This window comes from Belnapia moabensis DSM 16746 (genome assembly GCF_000745835.1).
Taxonomy (GTDB): Bacteria; Pseudomonadota; Alphaproteobacteria; order Acetobacterales; family Acetobacteraceae; genus Belnapia; species Belnapia moabensis.
The window spans coordinates 1-18,767 of record NZ_JQKB01000006.1 but is presented as its reverse complement, the minus strand read 5'-3'; the positions used below and the strand labels follow the sequence as shown (position 1 = coordinate 18,767).

Sequence of the window (18,767 nt, the reverse complement as noted above, 5' to 3'; positions counted from 1 at the left end):
GCATGCCGCGCACCCCGACTTCGGTCCAGGGCGGCACCGGCCTGCTGCGCCTCGAGGTGCAGATCGCCGCGCCTGATTTGCGCCCATTCCTTGGCGGCAATGTGCTGCCGGGCGTCTGGAGCTTCGGCGCCGCGGCGCCGGGGCCGCATGTGGCCGTGGTCGCGCTGGTGCATGGCAACGAGATCGCCGGCGCCGTGGTGCTGGACCGCTGGCTGCGGGCCGGGCTCCGGCCGGTGCGCGGGCGGCTCTCCCTCGTCTTCGCCAATGTCGATGCCTATGCCCGCTTCGACCCGGCGGACCCGACGGCGAGCCGCTTCCTCGACGAGGACATGAACCGCCTCTGGGACGAGGAGACGCTGGAGGGCGGCCGCCGCTCCGCCGAGCTGCGCCGGGCGCGGGTGCTGCGGCCCTTCTTCGACGGCGTGGACATCCTGCTCGACCTGCATTCCATGCTCTGGCCGTCGGACCCGCTGATGCTGGTCGGGCGTTCGGCGCGGGCGGCGGAGCTTGCCCTGAGCCTCGGCGTGCCGCCGCTCGTCGTCTCCGACGAGGGGCATGCGAGCGGCAGGCGGCTGATCGACTATGCGCCGCTGAGCCAGCGCGCCGCGATCCTGGTCGAGGCCGGCTCGCATTGGGAGGCGGGGACGATCGCCACGATGGAGGCCACGGCCACCGCGCTGCTGCGGGCGAGCGGCATGGTGGCACCTGACGATCCGGCACTGGCGCCGGTTCGGGCGGCGGCGCCGAAGCCCCGCCTCGCCGAGGTGACGCGCACCATCTCGGCCCGCACCCCATCCTTCGCCTTCGTCCAGGCCTTCCGTGGCGGCGAGGTGGTGAAGCGGCGGAACACGCTGATCGCCCTCGACGGCGAGGCAGAAATCCGCTCGCCGCATGACGATTGCCTGCTGGTGATGCCGAGCCTTCGCACCATGCCCGGGCAGACGGCGGTGCGGCTGGCGCGGTTCGTGGAGCTAACCTAGCCTTCCGGCGGCGGCTCGCCCTCATGCGCCGTGCCGAACTGGCCGAGCAGGGCGAGCATTGCCCCGGCGGCAGCCTCCACAGCCTCCGCCTCGGTGCCCTTGGCGACGAGGGCGACGCCGCCGCCCTTGCCGCGGTAATAGGGATAGCTGCCGAGGTCGAGCGCCGGGTATTGCTGCTGGATCGCCGTCAGCCCCGCCGCGATCTGGCCTTCATAGACGTAATCGGCATGGACGGTATGGGAGAGGATCGGCCGGCCGCGCTCGAGCGTGGGGGCAAGCGCCTCGAACATGGAGCGCATGATGCGCGGCACGCCCGCCATCACATGCACATTGCCCATGCTGAAGCCGGGCGCCGTCGTCTCCGTGCAGCGGATGGGCACGGCGCCGCGCGGCAGCGTCGCCATGCGCAGGCGGGCCTCGTTGAATTCGACGGGCGGGTCGCGCCGGGCATAGTCGGCCGCCATGATGGCGCGCGTCTCCTCATGCACCTCCCAGGGCACGCCGAAGGCGCGGGCGATGCACTCGCTGGTGATGTCGTCATGCGTCGGGCCGATGCCGCCGGTGGTGAAGACATGGGTGAACTTCGCCCGGCACTCGTTCACCGTGGCGATGATCGTCTCCGGCACGTCGGGGATGACGCGGGCCTCGCGCATCGGAATGCCGAGCTCGCCGAGGCGCGTGGCCAGGAATTGCAGGTTGGCGTCGCGGGTCCGGCCCGAGAGGACTTCGTTGCCGATGATGAGCAGGCAGGCGGTTGGATTGTCGGTCATGGCGTTCCGGACCCTGGGTAGGTTGCGGAGAGCTTAACCCTCGCCGAGACGGAGCGTCACCGCCTGGCGCACCGAAGGGTGGCGGAGGCCGATGCGGCCGGGGGCGATGGCTGCCTGCCAGCCGCTCGCCCGCGCATGGCGGATGAGGCGGGAGGGCAGGACGACGACCCCGGGCCGGGCGCGGCGGCTAGAGACCTGGACCTGGTCGGCCTCGAATTCCACGCGCCAGCCTTCGCGCTGGGCCAGGCGGAGGAGAGTCGAGAGAACGGACCAGTCGGTCCTGGGGCGAGCGGCTTCCATGCACTCGCGTAATGCGCGGCGGCGCCGGTTGTTGCCTCACCCTCGGATTCGTGCAGCCCGGAGGCGGAAGGGAGCAAGCAGCGTTTGCCCTGCCCCGGCCGATCGGGCAAGACCGGACCCCACGCCCCCGTGAATGCCGACAGGATCGATCCCAGGATGCGTGTGCTCTTCGTCCATCAGAATTTTCCGGCGCAGTACCGCCATGTCGCCCGCGCCCTGGCCCGGCGGTCGGGGATGCAGGTGATCGGCCTCGGCGAGAACCCGGGGGAGCCGCTGCCGGGGGTCCAGCACCTCCGCTACAAGGCGCCGCATCCGGGGGCGAAGGAGACGCACCGCTATGTCCGGCGCTTCGAGAACGCCGTCTATCGCGGTCAGCAGGCGGCGCGGGCGGCGCTCAGCCTGAAGGAGCGGGGCTTCACCCCGGATGTCGTCTGCTGCCATCCCGGCTGGGGGGAGGGGCTCTTCCTCCGCGACGTCTGGCCGGAGACCAAGCTGCTCTACTACTGGGAATTCTACTACCACTCGACCGGCGCCGATGTCGGCTTCGACCCGCCTGGGCAGATCTCGCTGGATGACGCCTGTCGGGTGCGCATCCTCAACGCCAACCATTTGGTCTCGCTTCAGGTGGCGGATTGGGGGCAGACGCCGACGCAATGGCAGGCCAGCCGCTTCCCCGACTGGGCCCGGGAGCGGATCTCGGTGGTGCATGAGGGGGTGGATACCCATGCCATCCGCCGGCGGAAGGGGGGGCGCATCACCCTGCCGGATGGATGCACCTTCGCCGAGGGGGACGAGGTGGTGACCTTCGTCGCGCGGGGGCTCGAGCCCTATCGCGGCTTCCATGTCTTCATGCGCGCCCTGCCGGAGATCCTGGCACGGCGGCCGGCGGCGCGGATCGTCCTGGTCGGCGGGGATGACCCGCATTACGGCAGCAAGCCGCGCGAAGGCGAGAGCTGGAAGGCGGTGCTGCTGGCCGAACTCGGCGAGCGGCTGGACCTGTCCCGCGTGCATTTCACCGGCAAGGTGCCGCATGAGACGCTGCTCGGCCTGCTCAGCCTCAGCATGGCCCATGTCTACCTGACCTATCCCTTCGTGCTCTCCTGGTCGATGCTGGAGAGCATGTCGCTCGGCTGCCTGGTCATCGGCTCTGCCACCGCCCCGGTGCAGGAGGTGATCGAGCATGGGAAGAACGGGCTGCTGGTCGATTTCTTCTCGCCGGATCAGCTGGCGGAGACGGTGGTGCAGGCGCTCGAGGACCCAGCCGCTTACGCTCCGCTCAGGGAGGCGGCGCGACGGACCGTGGTGGAGCATTATGATCTCGATAGTGTCTGCCTGCCGCAGCATCTGGCGCTGATCGATGCCGTTGCCGCGGGACGGCGCCCTGCTCCGTGACGATTCCCTGCATCAATTCAAACCCAACCTTAAAGTGAGTAACAGTTTGTTGAGGAAACTCGGGATACAATTTGGGGAGTGACAAGTCGTGCTGCGCTGCACACTATGGCGTTGGCTCAATCGCTGATTGACGACCGAGGTCGCTGGCGGCTGCGGGGATGCCGTAGGGGATTGGCATGGAACAGCTTGGGCTTGGGATCATTGAGACGGATGCCGGTTTCGGTCGGAAACTGGCGAGTTTCTTCGATCAGCATGGCTTTCCGGCTGAACTGCACCAGGATCCGAAGCCGTTACTGGCCCGCCTGCCGAACCGGCCGCCCAGCATCATCCTTCTCGGCGGTGGGGAGAAGCCGGCGAGCGCACTGCAAACCCTGCGGCGCATCCGCGAAATTTCCGTCATCCCCTGCATCGTGCTCGCCAATCGCGGGGATGATCTCAGCGAGATCATGGTGCTGGAAGCCGGTGCCGATGACCTGGTCGACCGCGACCTGCCGCCGCGCGCCCTATTGGCTCGCATCCGCGCCGTGCTGCGGCGGGGTGAATGGGGCACCGTGCAGGCCGAGCCCGCGATCTCCGTCGATGGCTGGCGCTTGATCCCCCAGCGCCGGCAGCTGCTACGGCCGGACGGCTCTGAATGCGCCCTCACCACCGCCGAATACGACCTGATGTGGCAGCTGGTGGAGCATCGCGGCAAGCCGATCAGCCGGGATGCCATCGCCCGCGCCGTCTTCCGCCGGCCTTTCCGCGCCGAGGACCGGACGGTCGACAATCTCGTGCTGCGGCTGCGGCGGAAGCTCGGCCTCACGCAGCAGGATTGCATCAAGACCGTGCGCGGCGCCGGCTACATGTTCGCCGGCTTCGCCGATTGCGGCCTCAGGGTCGCCTGATCTTCGCCCTGTTTCCGACCATCTTTCCGGTGTAGTTGGCGGCAAACACCACGGAGAAGCATTGTGGCAATCGTGCCTGTCATTTTATCAGGCGGAACGGGGACGCGGCTCTGGCCGCTCTCGCGCGAGGGGTATCCGAAGCAATTCTGGCCGCTGCTCGGCAGCGAGACCATGCTGCAGCAGACCGCCGGCCGGGCCATGGGCACGGAATTCGCGCCGCCCGTCGTCGTCTGCAACGAGGCGCATCGCTTCCTGGTGGCCGAGCAGTTGCGCGAGGCGAAGGTCGAGGCGCCACGGATCCTGCTGGAGCCGGTCGGGCGGAACAGTGCCCCGGCCATCGCCGCCGCCGCCCTGCTGATCGCCGAACAGGCGCCCGAGAACGTGCTGTGGGTGAAGGCCGCCGATGCCGCCATCGCCGATGTGCCGGCGCTGCATGCCGCCCTGGCGAAAGCCGTGGTCGCGGCGCGGGCCGGGCGCATCGTCACCTTCGGCATGCGGCCGACCGCGCCGGAGACCGGCTATGGCTATATCGAGCCCGGCGCCGAGCTGGCCGAGGCGCCGGGCGTCATGCGGCTCGAGCGTTTCATCGAGAAGCCGGATGCTGCCAAGGCGGCCGACCTGCTGGCCGATGGCCGGCACCTCTGGAACAGCGGCATGTTCGTCGCCACCGCCGCGACGCTGCTTGCCGAGCTGGAGCGCTTCGCCCCCGAGGTGGTGCGTAGCGTCAGCGCCGCCATGGCCGAGGCGAAGCGGGACCTCGATTTCGTCCGCCTCGGCGCCCAGGCCTTCGGCGCGGCGCCGGCCATCTCCATCGACTATGCGGTGATGGAGAAGACCTCCCTTGCCGCGGTGGTGCCGGCGGATATCGGCTGGTCCGATCTCGGCTCCTGGGCGGCGCTCTGGGAAGTCGGCGCGAAGGACGGGCGCGGCAATGTCGTCAGCGGGCCGGTCTCGCTGGTCGATGCCGAGGGATGCCTGGTGCGGTCGGAGGGCATCCTCACCGGCGTGGTCGGGCTGAAGGATGTCGTCATCGTCACCACGGATGATGCCGTGCTCGCCATGCCGCGGGACCGGGCGCAGGATGTGAAGCTGCTGGTCGACCAGCTCCGCCGCGCCGGGCAGAAGGAAGCGACGGAGCATCGCCGCGTCTACCGTCCCTGGGGCAACTATGAGGGGCTGATCCAGGGCGACCGCTTCCAGGTCAAGCGCATCCAGGTCCGGCCGGGACAGAAGCTCTCGCTGCAGAAGCACTTCCACCGCGCCGAGCACTGGGTGGTGGTGCATGGCACGGCGATCGTCCACCGCGACGGCGAGAACATCATGCTGCGCGAGAACGAAAGTATCTACCTGCCGCTCGGCTGCGTCCACCGGATGGAAAATCCGGGGATGATCCCGCTGACGCTCATCGAGGTGCAGGTCGGCTCCTATCTCGGCGAGGACGACATCGTCCGCTTCGAGGATACCTACGGGCGGACTTAATCCAGGAAGACGGGCCGCGCCGCGGGGTCGAACCCGATCCCGGCGGCGCGGAGCGAGGCGGTGAGTTCGGCCTCCGGCATCCGCGCATGGCGGACCAGCAGCCGGAGATAGAGGCCGACGAAGGCCGGGCCGTGGCCCACGCTATCGCCCTCCGCCGTGCTCGTCATGGCATGCGCCAGCTCATGCAGAAGAATCCAGCTCGGCAGCTCGGAAGGCGCCTCGATCGCCAGCCGCGTGGCACGGGCGACGGTGCGGCGGGCCTGGCGGGGCAGGGATCTGACGCGCGGCGGGTAGCGCAGCCCTTCTGCCGACCAGACATGATCGACCAGACCCTGCAGCTGCGCGAAGGGCACGAGCGAGGTGTCGCGTGGCGCCACCACCCGGTCCTCCCAGGCGTAGAGGCGGCGGGCCTCGGCGTCGCTGCGGCTCACTTCAGGCGCCTGGCCCCCGGGTCGGCGCCGACCGGGCGGTTCAGCCCGACCCGGCCGCCAGCCGCGGCGCCATGGCCCCAGGCGCCGCGGTCGCGCACCGTCGCCGTGCTGGTCACGCTGCGCAGGCGGATGCCGAGGCCGCGGAATCCCTCCTCGACCTTCCGCTCCTTCGCCAGCACCAGGGCAGTGCCGGTGGAGGTCGTCGCCTGCCGCGCCTCGGCAGCAGCCTGGCGCTCCTCGGCCATGGCATCGAGGCGCTTGGCCACGCGGTCGGCGAAGCCGTAGCGGAAGCTGCGCAGAATGGCTTGGCCGGGCAGCGGGTTGTCGCGATAGGCGGGGCTGCGGCGGTAGCGCGCCTCCTCGAAGGCGAGGGCGCCCTCGATGACCCGAAGGAGGTATTCCGCCATCTGCACATCCGGTTCCAGGCCGTAGAGGACGAAATCCTCCCGCCCGTCGGTCCAGCCGCGGCATTCGCACAGGCGGAGCACGGAGGGGAAGAGCCAGCGCAGCGCGATGCGCGCCGTGCCCTGGACCGGCAGCCGCGCCTGGATGCATGCCTCCTCGCGCAGCTCCACCTCGCCCATGGAGAGGCCGTAGACCTCAAGCAACTCGCCGACCTTGGCCGCCGCCGCCATCGCCTCCGCCTCGGAACAGCCGCGTTCGACGGTCTTGGCGGCGAGGGCCCGGATGCGGGCCTTCACCTTGGCGAGTTCGCTCTGCTGGTCCATCCCGGGCAGATGAGGCGGCGTCCGGGCGATGGTCAAGGGCGGCGTGGCGGCGCTAGGCTCGGCGCAATAGGGAGGGGACACCATGCCGCAATACAGCTTCGACCATGTGCATCTCCGCAGCCCGGACCCGGAGGCGACCGCCGCCTGGTTCGAGGAGATGCTGGGGGCCGAGGTCATTCGCTCGATGCAGCAGGGCAAGCCGCGCATCGACATGAAGGTCGGCGGGCAGGATGTCTTCATCATCCAGGCCGATGCCGAAGCGGCCGCGCCACCCTCGGCGCCCTATCAGGGCATCGACCATTTCGGCCTGAGCGTCACGGGGTTGGACGAGGCGGTGGCGGGGCTGAAGGCCAAGGGCGTGCAATTCACCATGGAGCCGAATTCGCCGCGCCCCGGCATTCGCATCTGCTTCATCCGCGGGCCGGAGAACATCTCGATCGAGCTGCTGGAGCGCAGCTCCGCCTGAGGAGGTGCCAATGCCGGACCCGGCAGCCGCGCCGCGGAAATCCCTCGTCGAGCAGATCGGCCCGGTGATCGGGTTGGTCGGTGGCCTCGGCGGTGCTGCGGTCAGCCTGTTCAATGCTTGGATCTACTGGAACGACCGGGACGCGCGGGCGAAGAAGGAAGACTTCGACAACCAGGTCACCATCGCCCGGTTGTATTTCGAGCGGATCGCGGGCGAGAAGCCGTGCGATCCGGGACGGCGCTTCGACGCGCTACTTTATGCCCAGGCCACGCTGGCCCTTGCCGGTCTGGACAGGCAGGCGGTGGATCGGGAGCTGGAGATGGGCGTCTCCAGCGCAGCCCAGGACGGCACGCGAAGGATGGCCGTGTTGATCTATGGCGAAGTCGGTCGGCGTGTTCGGGTGGAATGCGGCGGCGATATCGAAACGACGGATGGGCCTGGGCGGGTCTTGAATGCCAAGCCGTCCCAGCCGGGCGAGACGCCGAATTACCTCGTGCCGCGGCCCGCGCCGGCGGTACCCGGCGGCACGACCACCGTATTCATCCAATACCAGCGCGGAGCGGATGCTGCCGAGCAACGGGCGATGTCGGTGCAGAAGGCGCTGGCCGCGCCGGGCACGGGCTTCGCCGCGCCTGGGATCGAAGGTGTCCGTCAGGCGCCGGGCCGCGACCAGATCCGCATCTACCGCGCCGGGGATGCCGACAAGGCCCGGGCCTTGCAGGAGAGGATGCGCCCCACCGATCCACGCCTGGCCGAGGCGCAGATCGTCAACCTCGAGACGGCCTTTCCCAACCTGCCTGCGGGACGGATGGAGATCTGGCTGGCCGCCGGGTCCTGACCTCAGCGCGGCGCCGCCGCGCGCGTCAGCCTGTCGTTGATCGCCGCGCCGAGCCCTGTCTCCGGCACCGGCATGGCGGCGATGCCGGGACAGCCGCGCGCAGTACCCTCCTCGTCGAGCCAACGCAGCCCGGCAAAAAGGCGCGAGGCCGCTTCGCGCAGGTCGCCTTCCTCGGAGAGGTTCCAGGTTACGGCGGCACCGGGCAGGGCCGGGCCGAAGGCGAGCAGCGCCTCGTCCGGGGCGACCGCGGTGGCGCCGAGCCGCACCGGCAGGCCTGGGGCGTAGTGCGAGAGCAGCATCCCCGGCGAGCGCAACGAAGCCGTTGCCGCCGCAGCGGAGAGCGGCAGCGCCCGCCCGACCGGGCCGAGCTCCGCCTCGATCGCCTCCACCGGCACCCCGCCTGGGCGGAGCAGGACCGGTCCGGCGCCGGTCAGGTCCAGCACGGTCGATTCGACGCCCACCGCGCAGGGCCCGTCATCCAGCACCGCGGCGATCCGGCCGCCAAGGCCGGCGAGCACATGCTCCGCCGTGGTCGGGCTGACCTGGCCGGAGCGGTTGGCCGAGGGCGCCGCCACCGGCACGCCGGCGGCCCGCAGCAGGGCGAGCGCGGTCGGATGCGCCGGCACCCGCACCGCCAGCGTATCCAGCCCGGCGCCGGCCAGCAGGTCCACCCGGCAGTCAGGCCGGCGCGGCAGCACCAGCGTCAGCGGGCCGGGCCAGAACCAGGCGGCGAGGCGGCGGGCGCGGTCGTCGGCGCGGACCTCGGCGAAGGCGGCCTCGGCCTCCGGATAGTGGCAGATCAGCGGATTGAAATGCGGCCGCCCCTTGGCTCCGAAGATGCCGGCGACGGCGCGGGCGTTCCGCGCATCGGCGCCGAGGCCGTAGACCGTCTCGGTCGGGAAGGCGACGAGGGCGCCGTCCCGCAGCAGGGCGGCGGCGCGGTCCAGCCCGGCCGGGGTCAGCCGTTCCGTCATGCGCCGCGGCAGATGAAGTCGGGGTTGCGCCAGCCGGGCTTGCCGTAGCGGAGCGGGGCGCCGTCCACCAGCGTCACCGCGCCGCCTGCGGCCTCCACCAGAGCCTGGCCGGCCGCCGAGTCCCATTCCATGGTCGGGCCGAAGCGCGGGTAGAGATCCGCCACGCCCTCCGCCACCCGGCAGAATTTCAGCGCGGAGGAGGCGCTGCGCCGCTCCGCGACCGGCCGCCCGGCGAGAAAGGGGCCCATGCGCGGGTCGTCCGCATATTGCCGGCTGGCGAGCACGGTCAGCCCCTCGGGCGGCGGTTGGCGGGCCTGGATGGGGCGGCGGGTGCCCTCGCCCTCCTGCTTCCAGGCGCCGGCGCCGAGCATCCCACCGAACAGCTCCCCCGTCGCCGGCAGGGCCAGCGCCCCGAGCACCGCGCGCCCCTCCCGCACCAAGCCGATGCAGACGGCGTATTCCGTGCGGCCCTTGGCGAAGTCGCGCGTGCCATCGAGCGGATCGACCAGCCAGAAGGCGGGGCAGGCGGCGGTGACGAGGCCGCCGGCGACCTCTTCCTCCGCCACGACGGGGATGTCGGGACGCGCAGCGCGCAGGCCTTCGACGATCAGCGCCTCGGCCACGCGATCGGCCTCGGTGACGGGGCTCTCGTCGGATTTGCGGTCCACCACGAAGCCGGCGCGGCGCACCGCCTCGATCGCGGCCGCAGCGCGCCGGGCGAGGCTGGCGGCGAGGTCCAGCAGCAGTACATCATCCATGGACCCAGCTTTACCCGCCCGCCCCGCCTCCCGCCAGCGGCGGAGGGTGCTATCGTCCCTGGCTAACCCTTTCGCCGGAACCCCAGCCGCATGATCGACATCGCTTTCGTCAAGCCCGCCCTGCCCCGCCATGGCGCGCTGGTGCTGCCCATCGGCGAAGGGACGGAGGCCCTCACCGGGCTCGCGCAGGCGATCGACGCGGCGACCGGCAGTGCGGTGCAGCGGGCGCTGACGGCGGCCGGCTTCAAAGGCCGCAAAGGGCAAAGCTGCACCATCTGGGCCCCGGCGCTGGCCGATGGCGCCGCGGGGCCGGCCCGCGTCGTCGCCATCGGCCTCGGCAAGGAGGTGACGGCCGAGGCAGCCGAGGCAGCCGGCGGCGCGCTCTACGGCCTCATCCAGGTGGAGCGCGAGGCGGTGGTCGCCGCCGAGGCGCTGCCGCCGCCCGTGGCCGCCGCGCTCGGCATGGGCCTGCTGCTGCGCAGCTACCGCTTCGACCGCTACCGCACCAAGGAGAAGGAAGAGGACAAGCCGAAGCTCGAGCGCCTCTGCATCGCCACCGACGCGGCGAGCGCGGCGAAGGCGGCCTGGGCGCCGCTGCGCGCCGTCGCCGACGGCGTCTTCCTGACGCGGGACCTGGTGACCGAGCCGCCGAACATCCTCAATCCGCCGGAAATGGCGGAGCGCTGCCGCGCGCTCGAGAGCCTCGGCCTCACCGTCGAGATCATGGGGCCGAAGGAGCTGAAGAAGCTCGGCATGGGGGCGATCCTCGGCGTGGCGCAGGGCAGCGTGCAGGAGCCGCGCATGGTGGTGATGCAGTGGAACGGCGCCTCCAAGGGCAAGAAGGGCGCGGCGCAGCGCCCGGTCGCCTTCATCGGCAAGGGCGTGACCTTCGACACCGGCGGCATCTCCATCAAGCCCGCCGCCGGGATGGAAGACATGAAGTGGGACATGGCCGGCGCCGGAGCCGTCATCGGTCTGATGGCGGCGCTCGCCGGCCGCAAGGCGAAGGTGGATGCGGTCGGCCTCGTCGGCCTCGTCGAGAACATGCCGAGCGGAAGCGCCCAACGCCCGGGCGACGTGGTGACGACGGCGAGCGGGCAGACCGTCGAGGTCATCAACACCGATGCCGAGGGGCGGCTGGTGCTGGCCGATGTGCTGCACTACTGCCAGACGCGCTTCGCCCCGCGCTTCATGGTCGATCTGGCGACGCTGACGGGCGCCATCATCATCGCCCTCGGCCATGAGCATGCAGGCCTGTTCAGCAACGACGACGAACTGGCCGGGCGGATCATGGCGGCGGGGAAGGCCGTGGGCGAGGCCTGCTGGCGGATGCCGCTCGGCGAGGCCTATGACAAGCAGATCAAGTCCGAGATCGCGGACATGAAGAATGTCGGCGGGCGGCCGGGCGGCTCGATCAGCGCGGCGCAGTTCATCCAACGCTTCGTCGACACCAAGGCAGGGCCGATGCCCTGGGCGCATCTCGACATCGCCGGCACCGCCTGGAGCGGCAAGGACCTGCCGACGGCGCCGAAGGGGGCCACGGCCTTCGGCGTGCGGCTGCTCGACCGGCTGGTCGCCGAGCATTACGAAGGCTGAGCCGCCTTCCATGCTGACGGTGAAGCTGCGGCGGGCGCCGCGCGAGGATGCGCGGGCGCCGCTTGCCCTGCCGCTGCCCGATGCCGCCGCGGTGCCGGCGGCGCTGCGGGCAGCGGCGGAGGCGGCAGGCTTCACCGGTGCGGCGGGGCAGGCGGTGCTGCTGCCTGAGCGTGCGGTGATCCTGATCGGCACCGGCGCCGCCCGCCGGGCGCTCGACTGGGAAGAGGCCGGCGGCGCGGCCGCGGCGGCGGCCGGGGAGGCGCGACGCTTCGTCATCGATGCGCGCGGCCTGGCGCCGGCCGATGCCGCCGCGCTCGCCGCCGGGGCTTGCCTGCGCGCCTGGCGCTTCACACGCTACAGGGCCGAGCCGCAGCCCGGCCCGCGCCGGCTCGACTTGCTGGTCGATGACCCGGAGGCCGTGGCGCCGCTCTGGGACCGGGCGGCGGCCGGGGTGCGTGGCTGCCTGCTGGCGCGCGACCTCGCCATGGAGCCGGGCAATGCGCTCACCACCCGCGCCTTCGCGGCACGGCTGGAGGCGCTGGCGGAGCATGGCATCGCCGTCGACGTGCTCGGCCGCAAGCGGCTCGCGCGGGAGGGGATGGGCGGCCTGCTCGCCGTCGGCGGGGGAAGCGAGAACCCGCCGCGCCTGGCCGTGCTGCGCTGGCGCGGCAGCGTGGCGGCGGCGCCCGTGGTCTTCGTCGGCAAGGGCATCTGCTTCGACACGGGCGGCATCAGCATCAAGGGCGCGGCGGGGATGGAGGCGATGAAGGCCGACATGGCCGGCGCCGCAGCCTGCGTGGGGGCGATGCTGGCCCTCGCGCTCCGCCGCTCCCCGGCGCCGGCCATCGCGGTGCTGGCGCTGGCAGAGAATGCGGTCGGCGCGCAATCCTACCGGCCGGGCGACGTGCTGCGCATGGGCTCCGGCCGCACGGTCGAGGTGATCGACACCGATGCCGAGGGCCGCCTGGTGCTGGCCGATGCGCTGCATTACGCGCAACGCTTCAAGCCGCAGGCGGTGCTCGACCTGGCGACGCTGACGGGCGCGATCGTCACCGCGCTCGGGGCGCACCGGGCAGGGCTGTTCGGCACGGATGCGGGCCTTCTGGCCCAGGCCCAGGCGGCGGGGGAGGCGGTGGGCGAGAGGCTCTGGCCCATGCCGATCGGGGCGCGGCACCGCGAGGATTTGGCCAGCGCCATCGCCGACCTGAAGCAATGCGCGAGCGGCCAACGGCAGCCGGATGCCTGCCATGCCGCGGCCTTCCTCCGCGAATTCGCAGGACCCGCGCCCTGGGCGCATCTCGACATCGCCGGCGTGGATGACCGGGCGGAGGCGACGGCGCTCGGCCCGCGCGGGCCGAGCGGCTTCGGCGCGCGGCTGCTCGATGCGCTGGTCGCCATGTATTTCGAGCACTGATCGTCTGATGACCGGAGCGCCGCCTGGCGCGGAGGCTTGAATCGGCCGAGGGAGGATTGCATGGCGGAGGTCGCCTTCTACCATCTCACCCGACTGCCGCTGGAGATGGCGCTGCCGAAGCTCCTCGGCCGGGTGCTCGGCACCGGCGGGCGGGCGTTGGTGCTCTGCGGCAGCGAGGAGCGAGTGGCGGCGCTCGACGATGCGCTCTGGAAATCGACCGACCCGGACTGGCTGCCGCATGGCACGGCGAAGAGCGGCCATGCCGCCATGCAGCCGATCTGGCTGACGACGGAGGATGCGCCGGCGCCGAACGGAGCGCGCTTCCTCGTGCTGGTCGATGGGGCGGAGAGCGCGCGGTTCGGCGAGTACGACCGCGTGCTCGACCTCTTCGACGGCGCCGACGAGGAAGCCGTCGCCGCCGCCCGCCGGCGCTGGAGCGCGGCCAAGACGGCGGGGCATGCGCTCTCCTACTGGCAGCAGGGCGCGCGGGGCTGGGAGAAGAAGGCCTAGCCGTCGAGGCGAATCCCTGTCAGCTCCACCAACCCCTGCCAGCGCTCCACCTCCGCCCGTTGGAAGGCCGCGAATTCTGCCGCCCGCAGCGGCGCCGGGGTGAAGCCGAGCGAGGCCAGCCGCGATGCCATGGCCGGCTCGGCGAGGATCTTCGGCAGTGCCTCCGAGAGCCGCTCGATGATCGGTGCCGGCGTCCGCGCCGGGGCCCAGAGGCCGAACCAGGCATCGACGGCCATATAGGGAGCGCCCGCCTCGGCGAAGCTCGGCACTTCGGGGAAGTCCGGCAGCTGCGCCGGGGCGCCGATGCCGAGAGCGCGCAGCCGCCCCTCCTTCACCAGCGTCATCACCTGCGGCCAAGTGGAGACGAAGAAGTCGACGACACCGGCGATGGTGTCGGTGGCCGCCTGGGCGCCGCCGCGATAAGGCACATGCGTCGCCTCCAGCCCAGCGCGGCGCACGAAGCTCTCGGCGATCACATGGCTCGCCGAGCCGACGCCGGAGGAGGCGTAGGTGAGCCGCCCCGCCTTGCCGCGCGCCGCAAGCTCCGCCAGCGTCCGCGTGGATGACGCCGTGGGCACGACGAGGGCGTGATGCACCTCGGCAAGCCGGCCGATGGGGGCGAAATCCTCGACCGGCCGATAGGGCAGGTCGCGCACCATCGCCGCATTCGCCGCATGGGTCTGGTTGTTGCCGAGGCTCAGCGTATAGCCATCCGGCGCCGCCACGGCGGCCGCCTGAGTGCCGACCACCGCGGCGCCGCCCGGCCGGTTCTCGACCACGAAGCTGCTGCCGGGAATGGCGGCGGCCAGCGCCTCGGCCAGCGCGCGGGCCAGCACGTCCGTGCTGCCGCCGGGCGGGTAGGCGAGGACGATGCGCACGGGCTTCGCTGGCCAGGGCGCCTCCTGCGCACGCAGGACAGAGGGCATCAGCAGGGGCGCAGCGAGCAGCGCGCGGCGACGGAACATCTCTTCTCCCTCTTCGGAAATATCCGGTAACGTAATTTCACCGCTTCGTGACGGTATTAACCGGTGTGGTCAAGCTTCGAGATACACTTGGTTTCTACTTTGCCGTTATCATGACACAACCATACGGCATCCTCCCCCCGGATGCAGGAGACCAGAGATGCCACGCAGACATGCTGCGCGCTGCACCGGCCCGGCGGGGGGATGAGGCGCATGGAACGGCGCACCGATCCCTGGGGGGACTTCCTGCGGCGCATCCTTCTCTCGGCGGGGCTTGCCAGCGCCGCGGCGGTTTCCTCCACCGCGACGGGCAACGACACCCCGCAGGCCGAAGTATCGGAAGCCGAGGCGCAGCCGCAGCCGGAAGCCCCGGTCCCCACCGCCAAAGCCTGACCTACCGCCGCGCCGCGAAGAATTCGCGCAGCACGGCGCCGCATTCCACCTCGCGCAGGCCGCCCACCACCTCAGGCGCATGATGGCAGGACGGGGCGGCATAGATCCGCGCGCCATGCTCGACGCCGCCGCCCTTCGGGTCATAGGCGCCGAACACCAGGCGCCGGATGCGGAAGAACCCGATCGCCTGGGCGCACATCGGGCAGGGCTCCAGCGTCACCGTCAGCGTGCAATCGGCGAGGAACTTGTCTCCCCGCGCCGCGGCGGCCGCGCGCAGCGCCAGCATTTCGGCATGAGCCGAGGGGTCGTGCCGCGCCTCTACCTCGTTTCCCGCTTGGGCCAATACGCGGCCTGCGGCATCCGTCACCACCGCACCGACCGGCACCTCGCCCCGCGCGGCGGCGGCGCGGGCCTCGTCGAGGGCGATTTCGATCGGGAAGGGCATGGCACGAGCTTGCCCCGCCCCATGCAGGAGGTCTAGCAGAGCGCCATGCCCACCCGTCCCATCATCGGCGTCACCCTGGATGCGGAGGAGCCCGGCGGCTACTCCAAGCTGCCCTGGTACGCGCTCCGCAAGAACTACTTCGCCGCCTTGGCCGAGGCCGGCGCCCTGCCGATCGCCCTGCCGCACCATGCGGAGCTGGCCGAGGCCTATCTCGACCGCATCGACGGGCTGCTCATCACCGGCGGCGCCTTCGACGTGGACCCCTCGCTCTACGGCGAGGGCAGCACCCACCCGACCGTCACGCTGAAGGCGGGGCGGACCGATTTCGAGCTGGCCGTCACGCGCGGGGCGCTCGCCCGCGACATGCCGGTGCTCGGCATCTGCGGCGGCGAGCAGCTGCTGGCGGTCGCCCTCGGCGGCACGCTGATCCAGCACATCCCGGACAGCGTCAGGACGGAGATCGAGCATGAGCAGCCGAATCCGCGGAACGAGCCGGGGCATGAGGTCGCCATCGCCGAGGGCACGCTGCTCGCCCGCATCGCTGGCAAGCCGCGCATGGCGGTGAACAGCGCGCATCACCAAGCCGTCGCTACGCCGGGACCCGGCGCGCGGGTGAACGCCGTGGCGCCGGATGGCGTGGTGGAGGGGCTCGAGCATCCTGGCCACCGCTTCGCCCTCGGCGTGCAATGGCACCCCGAATACGCCGTCGACCCGGCCGACCCGCTGATTTTCGCCGCCTTCGTCGAGGCCTGCCGCAAGTGAGCGAGGCGCCAGGGGACGACCAGGAGGAGGACGGCGAGCGCGGCGAGCGCATCGCCAAGTGGCTGGCCCGCGCCGGCGTCGCCAGCCGCCGCGATGCGGAGCGGATGATCGCCGAAGGCAGGGTGAAGCTGGACGGCAAGGTGGTCGGCAAACCGGCGACCTTCGTCCAGCCCGGTCAGGCGGTGCTGGTCGACAACCGCCCCGTGGCCAATGCCCAGCGCACCCGACTCTTCCGCTACCACAAGCCCGACGGGTTGGTGACGACGCATCGCGACGAGAAGGGCCGCAAGACCGTCTTCGACGCCCTGCCGCCCGGCCTGCCGCGGCTGATCTCGGTCGGGCGGCTCGACCTCACCTCCGAGGGGCTGCTGCTGCTGACCAATGACGGCGCGCTGGCCCGCCGGCTGGAACTGCCCTCCAATGACTGGATCCGCCGCTACCGCGTGCGGGTGAACGGCGATGTGGACGAGGGGGTGCTGGCCTCGCTCGGCAGCGGCATCATCGTCGACGGCGTGCGCTACGCGCCGATCGAGGCCGGGCTCGACAGCCGCAAGGGCGCCAATGCCTGGCTGACCGTCGCCTTGCAGGAGGGGCGCAACCGCGAGATCCGGCGAGTGATGGAGTATCTCGGCCTCACCGTGAACCGGCTGATCCGCGTCTCCTATGGTCCCTTCCAGCTCGGCGCCCTGCCGGTCGGGGCGGTGGAGGAGGTGAATGCCAAGGTGCTGCGCGAGCAGCTCGGCCTGAAGGAGGATGAGGCACCACGCCGGCGGACCGCACCAAGGACCGCAGAAGGGTGAGGATCATCGCCGGCCGGCATCGCGGGCGGCGGCTCCAGGCTCCTGCCGGCACGGCAACCCGCCCGACGGCGGACCGCGTGCGCCAAGCGCTGTTCGACATGCTCTGGCACGCTCCCTGGGCGGGGCGGGAGCGGGTGGAAGGCGCCGCCGTGCTCGACGCCTTCGCCGGCACCGGCGCGCTCGGGTTGGAGGCGCTGTCGAGGGGCGCCGCCCGCGCCAGCTTCCTCGAAACCGACCGCGCGGCGCTCGCCGCGCTGCGGGCCAACATCGCCGCCTGCCGGGAGGAGGGGCGCTGCACCGTCCTCGCCGCCGATGCGACGAAGCCGCCACCAGCGCCTTCGCCCTGTAGCCTGATCTTCCTCGACCCGCCCTATGCCGAGGGGCTGATGGATGCGGCCCTTGCCGCGCTGGTCGCCGGCGGCTGGGCCGCGCCCGGTGCCATCATCTGCGCCGAATACGCCGCGGGCGCCGCCGCGCCGCCCCCAGGCTTCACCCTGCTCGCCGAGCGGGCACATGGCGCTGCGCAACTCCTGGTGCTGCGCCTGGCATGATGGCGCCGGTCCGCCGGCTGCGGCGCCTGCTGGTGCTGCTGCCCTCCGCCGCGGTCGGCGGGGCGGAGCGGCATACGGCGACGCTCGCCCATGCCCTGGCCGAGGTCGGTGTCGATGTCACCATCGCCGCCGAGCCGGCCCTGCTGCCCGGCCTCGCTCCACTGTTCCACCGGCTCGCCCTGGTGGCGGCACCGATCGGCTGGCGCGAGGAGGAGGCGATGGAGGCCAATGCCGCCCGCCAGGCCGGGGCTGCCGCGGCGCTGATCGCCCGTCATGCACCCGATGCGGCGCTGCTGCCGCTGCCCTGGCCGAGCCATGGCCTCGGCCTGCAACTTGCCCTGGCCGAGGCGCACCTACCGGGCCTCGCCATCGCCCATCTCGCCCCGCACGAGCCTGTGCCGGTGCCGGCCGCGCTGCTGCGTGCGGCGCTCGCCGCGCCACTCACCTGGGCCGCCGTCTCGGCCCCCGTCGCCGGGCGGGTCGAGGCGCTGCACCGCCTCCGCCCCGGCGAGGTCGCCGTGGTGCCGAACGGCGTGACGGTGCCGGCGGATGATCCGACCCGGCGCGCGGCGCAGCGCCTAGCCAGGCGCGAGGCGCTCGGCCTTGGCCCCGACGCGCCGCTGGTGCTCTTCGCCGGCCGGTTGGAGGAAAAGAAGGGCGCTGACCTGCTGCCGGCCCTCGCCGAGCGGCTGCGAGACGAGGTGAGCGCTACGCTGGTCGCTCTCGGCGACGGGCCCTTGGCGGCCTCGCTCGCCGCGCATCCGGCGGCGCGGACGGATGGCCCGCTGCGCCTGCCGGGCCTGGTCGATGACGTGGGGGACTGGCTGCTGGCGGCGGATGCGTTGGTGTTGCCCTCGCGGCTCGAAGGCTGCCCGTTGATCGTGCTGGAAGCGGCGGCGCGGCGGTGCCCAATCATCGCCACTGTTTATTCTATGGAATATTTAGGTGAGGCGGCCCATTCGGTTGCGTGGATTGTGGAAACACTGTCTGTACTAAGTGTCCATCCGGGAACAAATCGAGGCATCTGAATCGGTTGTGATTGGCTCCGAGCGGCGGGTGCGGGAAGAAGGGCGTCCATGTGGACGCCCGAGAGCCGGCCAAAATACGACCGCAGCAAACTGCGCTACCCGAGCGATCTGACCGACGAGGAATGGTCGATCATCGGTCCGCTGATCCCACTGGCGAAGAGCGGCGGCAACAAACGGACGGTGGACATACGAGCGGTGCTGAACGGGGTGATGTACATCCTGTCCACCGGCTGCCAGTGGGCCGCGCTGCCGAAGGACCTGCCGCCACGCAGCACGGTGAACGACTATCTGCGACGCTGGGAC

General features: G+C 71.5%; 23 protein-coding genes. 15 read left to right on the top strand and 8 right to left on the bottom strand.

Annotated elements, in window-relative coordinates:
* Window positions 1–2 precede the first annotated feature (2 nt).
* Window positions 3–980, top strand: a complete 978-nt coding sequence (locus EP26_RS05150; protein ID WP_052388817.1) for a M14 family metallopeptidase — start codon at window positions 3–5, stop codon at window positions 978–980.
* Here the strand turns inward: EP26_RS05150 and EP26_RS05145 are convergent.
* Entirely contained in the window at window positions 977–1,750 is a 774-nt protein-coding gene (locus EP26_RS05145; RefSeq protein ID WP_043336598.1) for a competence/damage-inducible protein A, read from the bottom strand. The two genes, EP26_RS05150 and EP26_RS05145, sit on opposite strands and share 4 nt — an antisense overlap.
* 33 nt (window positions 1,751–1,783) lie before the next feature.
* A complete protein-coding gene (locus EP26_RS05140) occupies window positions 1,784–2,050 on the bottom strand; it encodes a hypothetical protein (protein WP_043336597.1) in 267 nt (88 codons plus the stop codon).
* 156 nt (window positions 2,051–2,206) lie between these two features.
* Here EP26_RS05140 and EP26_RS05135 point away from each other — a divergent pair, with 156 nt between their 5' ends.
* The 3 genes from EP26_RS05135 to EP26_RS05125 all read left to right on the top strand — a co-directional run bounded on the left by EP26_RS05135 (window position 2,207) and on the right by EP26_RS05125 (window position 5,808).
* Window positions 2,207–3,442, top strand: a complete 1,236-nt coding sequence (locus EP26_RS05135) for a glycosyltransferase family 4 protein (RefSeq protein WP_043336595.1) — start codon at window positions 2,207–2,209, stop codon at window positions 3,440–3,442.
* Between the two features lie 176 nt (window positions 3,443–3,618).
* Complete coding sequence (locus EP26_RS05130; RefSeq protein WP_052388816.1) at window positions 3,619–4,329, top strand: response regulator transcription factor; 711 nt, start codon at window positions 3,619–3,621, stop codon at window positions 4,327–4,329.
* Window positions 4,330–4,392: 63 nt separating this feature from the next.
* On the top strand, window positions 4,393–5,808 hold the full coding sequence (locus tag EP26_RS05125) for a mannose-1-phosphate guanylyltransferase/mannose-6-phosphate isomerase (RefSeq protein ID WP_245624296.1): 1,416 nt from the start codon (window positions 4,393–4,395) through the stop codon (window positions 5,806–5,808).
* Here the strand turns inward: EP26_RS05125 and EP26_RS05120 are convergent.
* On the bottom strand, window positions 5,805–6,239 hold the full coding sequence (locus EP26_RS05120; protein WP_043336592.1) for a hypothetical protein: 435 nt from the start codon (window positions 6,237–6,239) through the stop codon (window positions 5,805–5,807). The genes EP26_RS05125 and EP26_RS05120 overlap by 4 nt on opposite strands.
* Window positions 6,236–7,051, bottom strand: a complete 816-nt coding sequence (locus EP26_RS05115) for a DUF7168 domain-containing protein (protein ID WP_052388815.1) — start codon at window positions 7,049–7,051, stop codon at window positions 6,236–6,238. The genes EP26_RS05120 and EP26_RS05115 overlap by 4 nt, the downstream gene beginning before the upstream one ends.
* Here EP26_RS05115 and EP26_RS05110 point away from each other — a divergent pair.
* Both EP26_RS05110 and EP26_RS05105 read left to right on the top strand, forming a co-directional pair.
* A complete protein-coding gene (locus EP26_RS05110) occupies window positions 7,050–7,433 on the top strand; it encodes a VOC family protein (RefSeq protein ID WP_043336589.1) in 384 nt (127 codons plus the stop codon). The two genes, EP26_RS05115 and EP26_RS05110, sit on opposite strands and share 2 nt — an antisense overlap.
* A gap of 10 nt (window positions 7,434–7,443) precedes the next feature.
* Complete coding sequence (locus EP26_RS05105) at window positions 7,444–8,271, top strand: hypothetical protein (RefSeq protein WP_043336588.1); 828 nt, start codon at window positions 7,444–7,446, stop codon at window positions 8,269–8,271.
* A gap of 2 nt (window positions 8,272–8,273) precedes the next feature.
* On the opposite strand, the gene EP26_RS05100 is transcribed toward EP26_RS05105, so the two are convergent.
* The gene (locus EP26_RS05100) at window positions 8,274–9,245 is read right to left on the bottom strand and encodes an L-threonylcarbamoyladenylate synthase (protein WP_043336585.1); all 972 of its coding nucleotides are present in this window, start codon (window positions 9,243–9,245) and stop codon (window positions 8,274–8,276) included.
* Window positions 9,242–10,003: a 3'(2'),5'-bisphosphate nucleotidase CysQ gene (gene cysQ, locus EP26_RS05095; protein ID WP_043336580.1), complete on the bottom strand. Its 762-nt coding sequence runs from the start codon at window positions 10,001–10,003 to the stop codon at window positions 9,242–9,244. Before cysQ ends, EP26_RS05100 begins: the two co-directional genes overlap by 4 nt.
* A 90-nt stretch (window positions 10,004–10,093) precedes the next feature.
* Between cysQ and EP26_RS05090 the strand changes: the two genes are divergently transcribed.
* Genes EP26_RS05090 through EP26_RS05080 form a run of 3 tightly spaced genes read left to right on the top strand, consistent with a single transcriptional unit; the run spans window position 10,094 to window position 13,523 of the window.
* The gene (locus EP26_RS05090; RefSeq protein ID WP_043336579.1) at window positions 10,094–11,599 is read left to right on the top strand and encodes a leucyl aminopeptidase; all 1,506 of its coding nucleotides are present in this window, start codon (window positions 10,094–10,096) and stop codon (window positions 11,597–11,599) included.
* Between the two features lie 10 nt (window positions 11,600–11,609).
* Window positions 11,610–13,013 carry a leucyl aminopeptidase family protein gene (locus EP26_RS05085; protein ID WP_052388814.1) on the top strand — a complete coding sequence of 468 codons (1,404 nt, stop codon included), beginning with the start codon at window positions 11,610–11,612 and terminating at the stop codon, window positions 13,011–13,013.
* A gap of 60 nt (window positions 13,014–13,073) precedes the next feature.
* Window positions 13,074–13,523, top strand: a complete 450-nt coding sequence (locus EP26_RS05080; protein ID WP_043336578.1) for a DNA polymerase III subunit chi — start codon at window positions 13,074–13,076, stop codon at window positions 13,521–13,523.
* Here EP26_RS05080 and EP26_RS05075 read toward each other — a convergent pair.
* Window positions 13,520–14,488 (bottom strand): Bug family tripartite tricarboxylate transporter substrate binding protein, encoded by a 969-nt coding sequence (locus EP26_RS05075; protein WP_043336577.1) that lies wholly within the window; start codon window positions 14,486–14,488, stop codon window positions 13,520–13,522. The two genes, EP26_RS05080 and EP26_RS05075, sit on opposite strands and share 4 nt — an antisense overlap.
* A 210-nt stretch (window positions 14,489–14,698) precedes the next feature.
* On the opposite strand from EP26_RS05075, the gene EP26_RS05070 reads away from it, so the two are divergent.
* The gene (locus EP26_RS05070; protein ID WP_043336576.1) at window positions 14,699–14,878 is read left to right on the top strand and encodes a hypothetical protein; all 180 of its coding nucleotides are present in this window, start codon (window positions 14,699–14,701) and stop codon (window positions 14,876–14,878) included.
* A 1-nt stretch (window position 14,879) separates the two neighbouring features.
* Here the strand turns inward: EP26_RS05070 and EP26_RS05065 are convergent, their stop codons facing one another.
* A complete protein-coding gene (locus EP26_RS05065; protein ID WP_211259380.1) occupies window positions 14,880–15,323 on the bottom strand; it encodes a nucleoside deaminase in 444 nt (147 codons plus the stop codon).
* A 45-nt stretch (window positions 15,324–15,368) separates the two neighbouring features.
* On the opposite strand from EP26_RS05065, the gene EP26_RS05060 reads away from it, so the two are divergent.
* The 5 genes from EP26_RS05060 to EP26_RS05040 form a co-directional block, all read left to right on the top strand.
* Window positions 15,369–16,085, top strand: a complete 717-nt coding sequence (locus EP26_RS05060) for a gamma-glutamyl-gamma-aminobutyrate hydrolase family protein (RefSeq protein WP_043336575.1) — start codon at window positions 15,369–15,371, stop codon at window positions 16,083–16,085.
* Window positions 16,082–16,885 (top strand): pseudouridine synthase, encoded by an 804-nt coding sequence (locus EP26_RS05055; protein WP_052388813.1) that lies wholly within the window; start codon window positions 16,082–16,084, stop codon window positions 16,883–16,885. The genes EP26_RS05060 and EP26_RS05055 overlap by 4 nt, the downstream gene beginning before the upstream one ends.
* Window positions 16,882–17,436 (top strand): 16S rRNA (guanine(966)-N(2))-methyltransferase RsmD, encoded by a 555-nt coding sequence (gene rsmD, locus EP26_RS05050; RefSeq protein ID WP_043336572.1) that lies wholly within the window; start codon window positions 16,882–16,884, stop codon window positions 17,434–17,436. The genes EP26_RS05055 and rsmD overlap by 4 nt, the downstream gene beginning before the upstream one ends.
* Window positions 17,433–18,464 carry a glycosyltransferase family 4 protein gene (locus EP26_RS31660; protein ID WP_052388812.1) on the top strand — a complete coding sequence of 344 codons (1,032 nt, stop codon included), beginning with the start codon at window positions 17,433–17,435 and terminating at the stop codon, window positions 18,462–18,464. The genes rsmD and EP26_RS31660 overlap by 4 nt, the downstream gene beginning before the upstream one ends.
* 48 nt (window positions 18,465–18,512) lie before the next feature.
* The coding region (locus EP26_RS05040; protein ID WP_043336865.1) for a transposase at window positions 18,513–18,767 on the top strand (255 nt) is incomplete at its 3' end.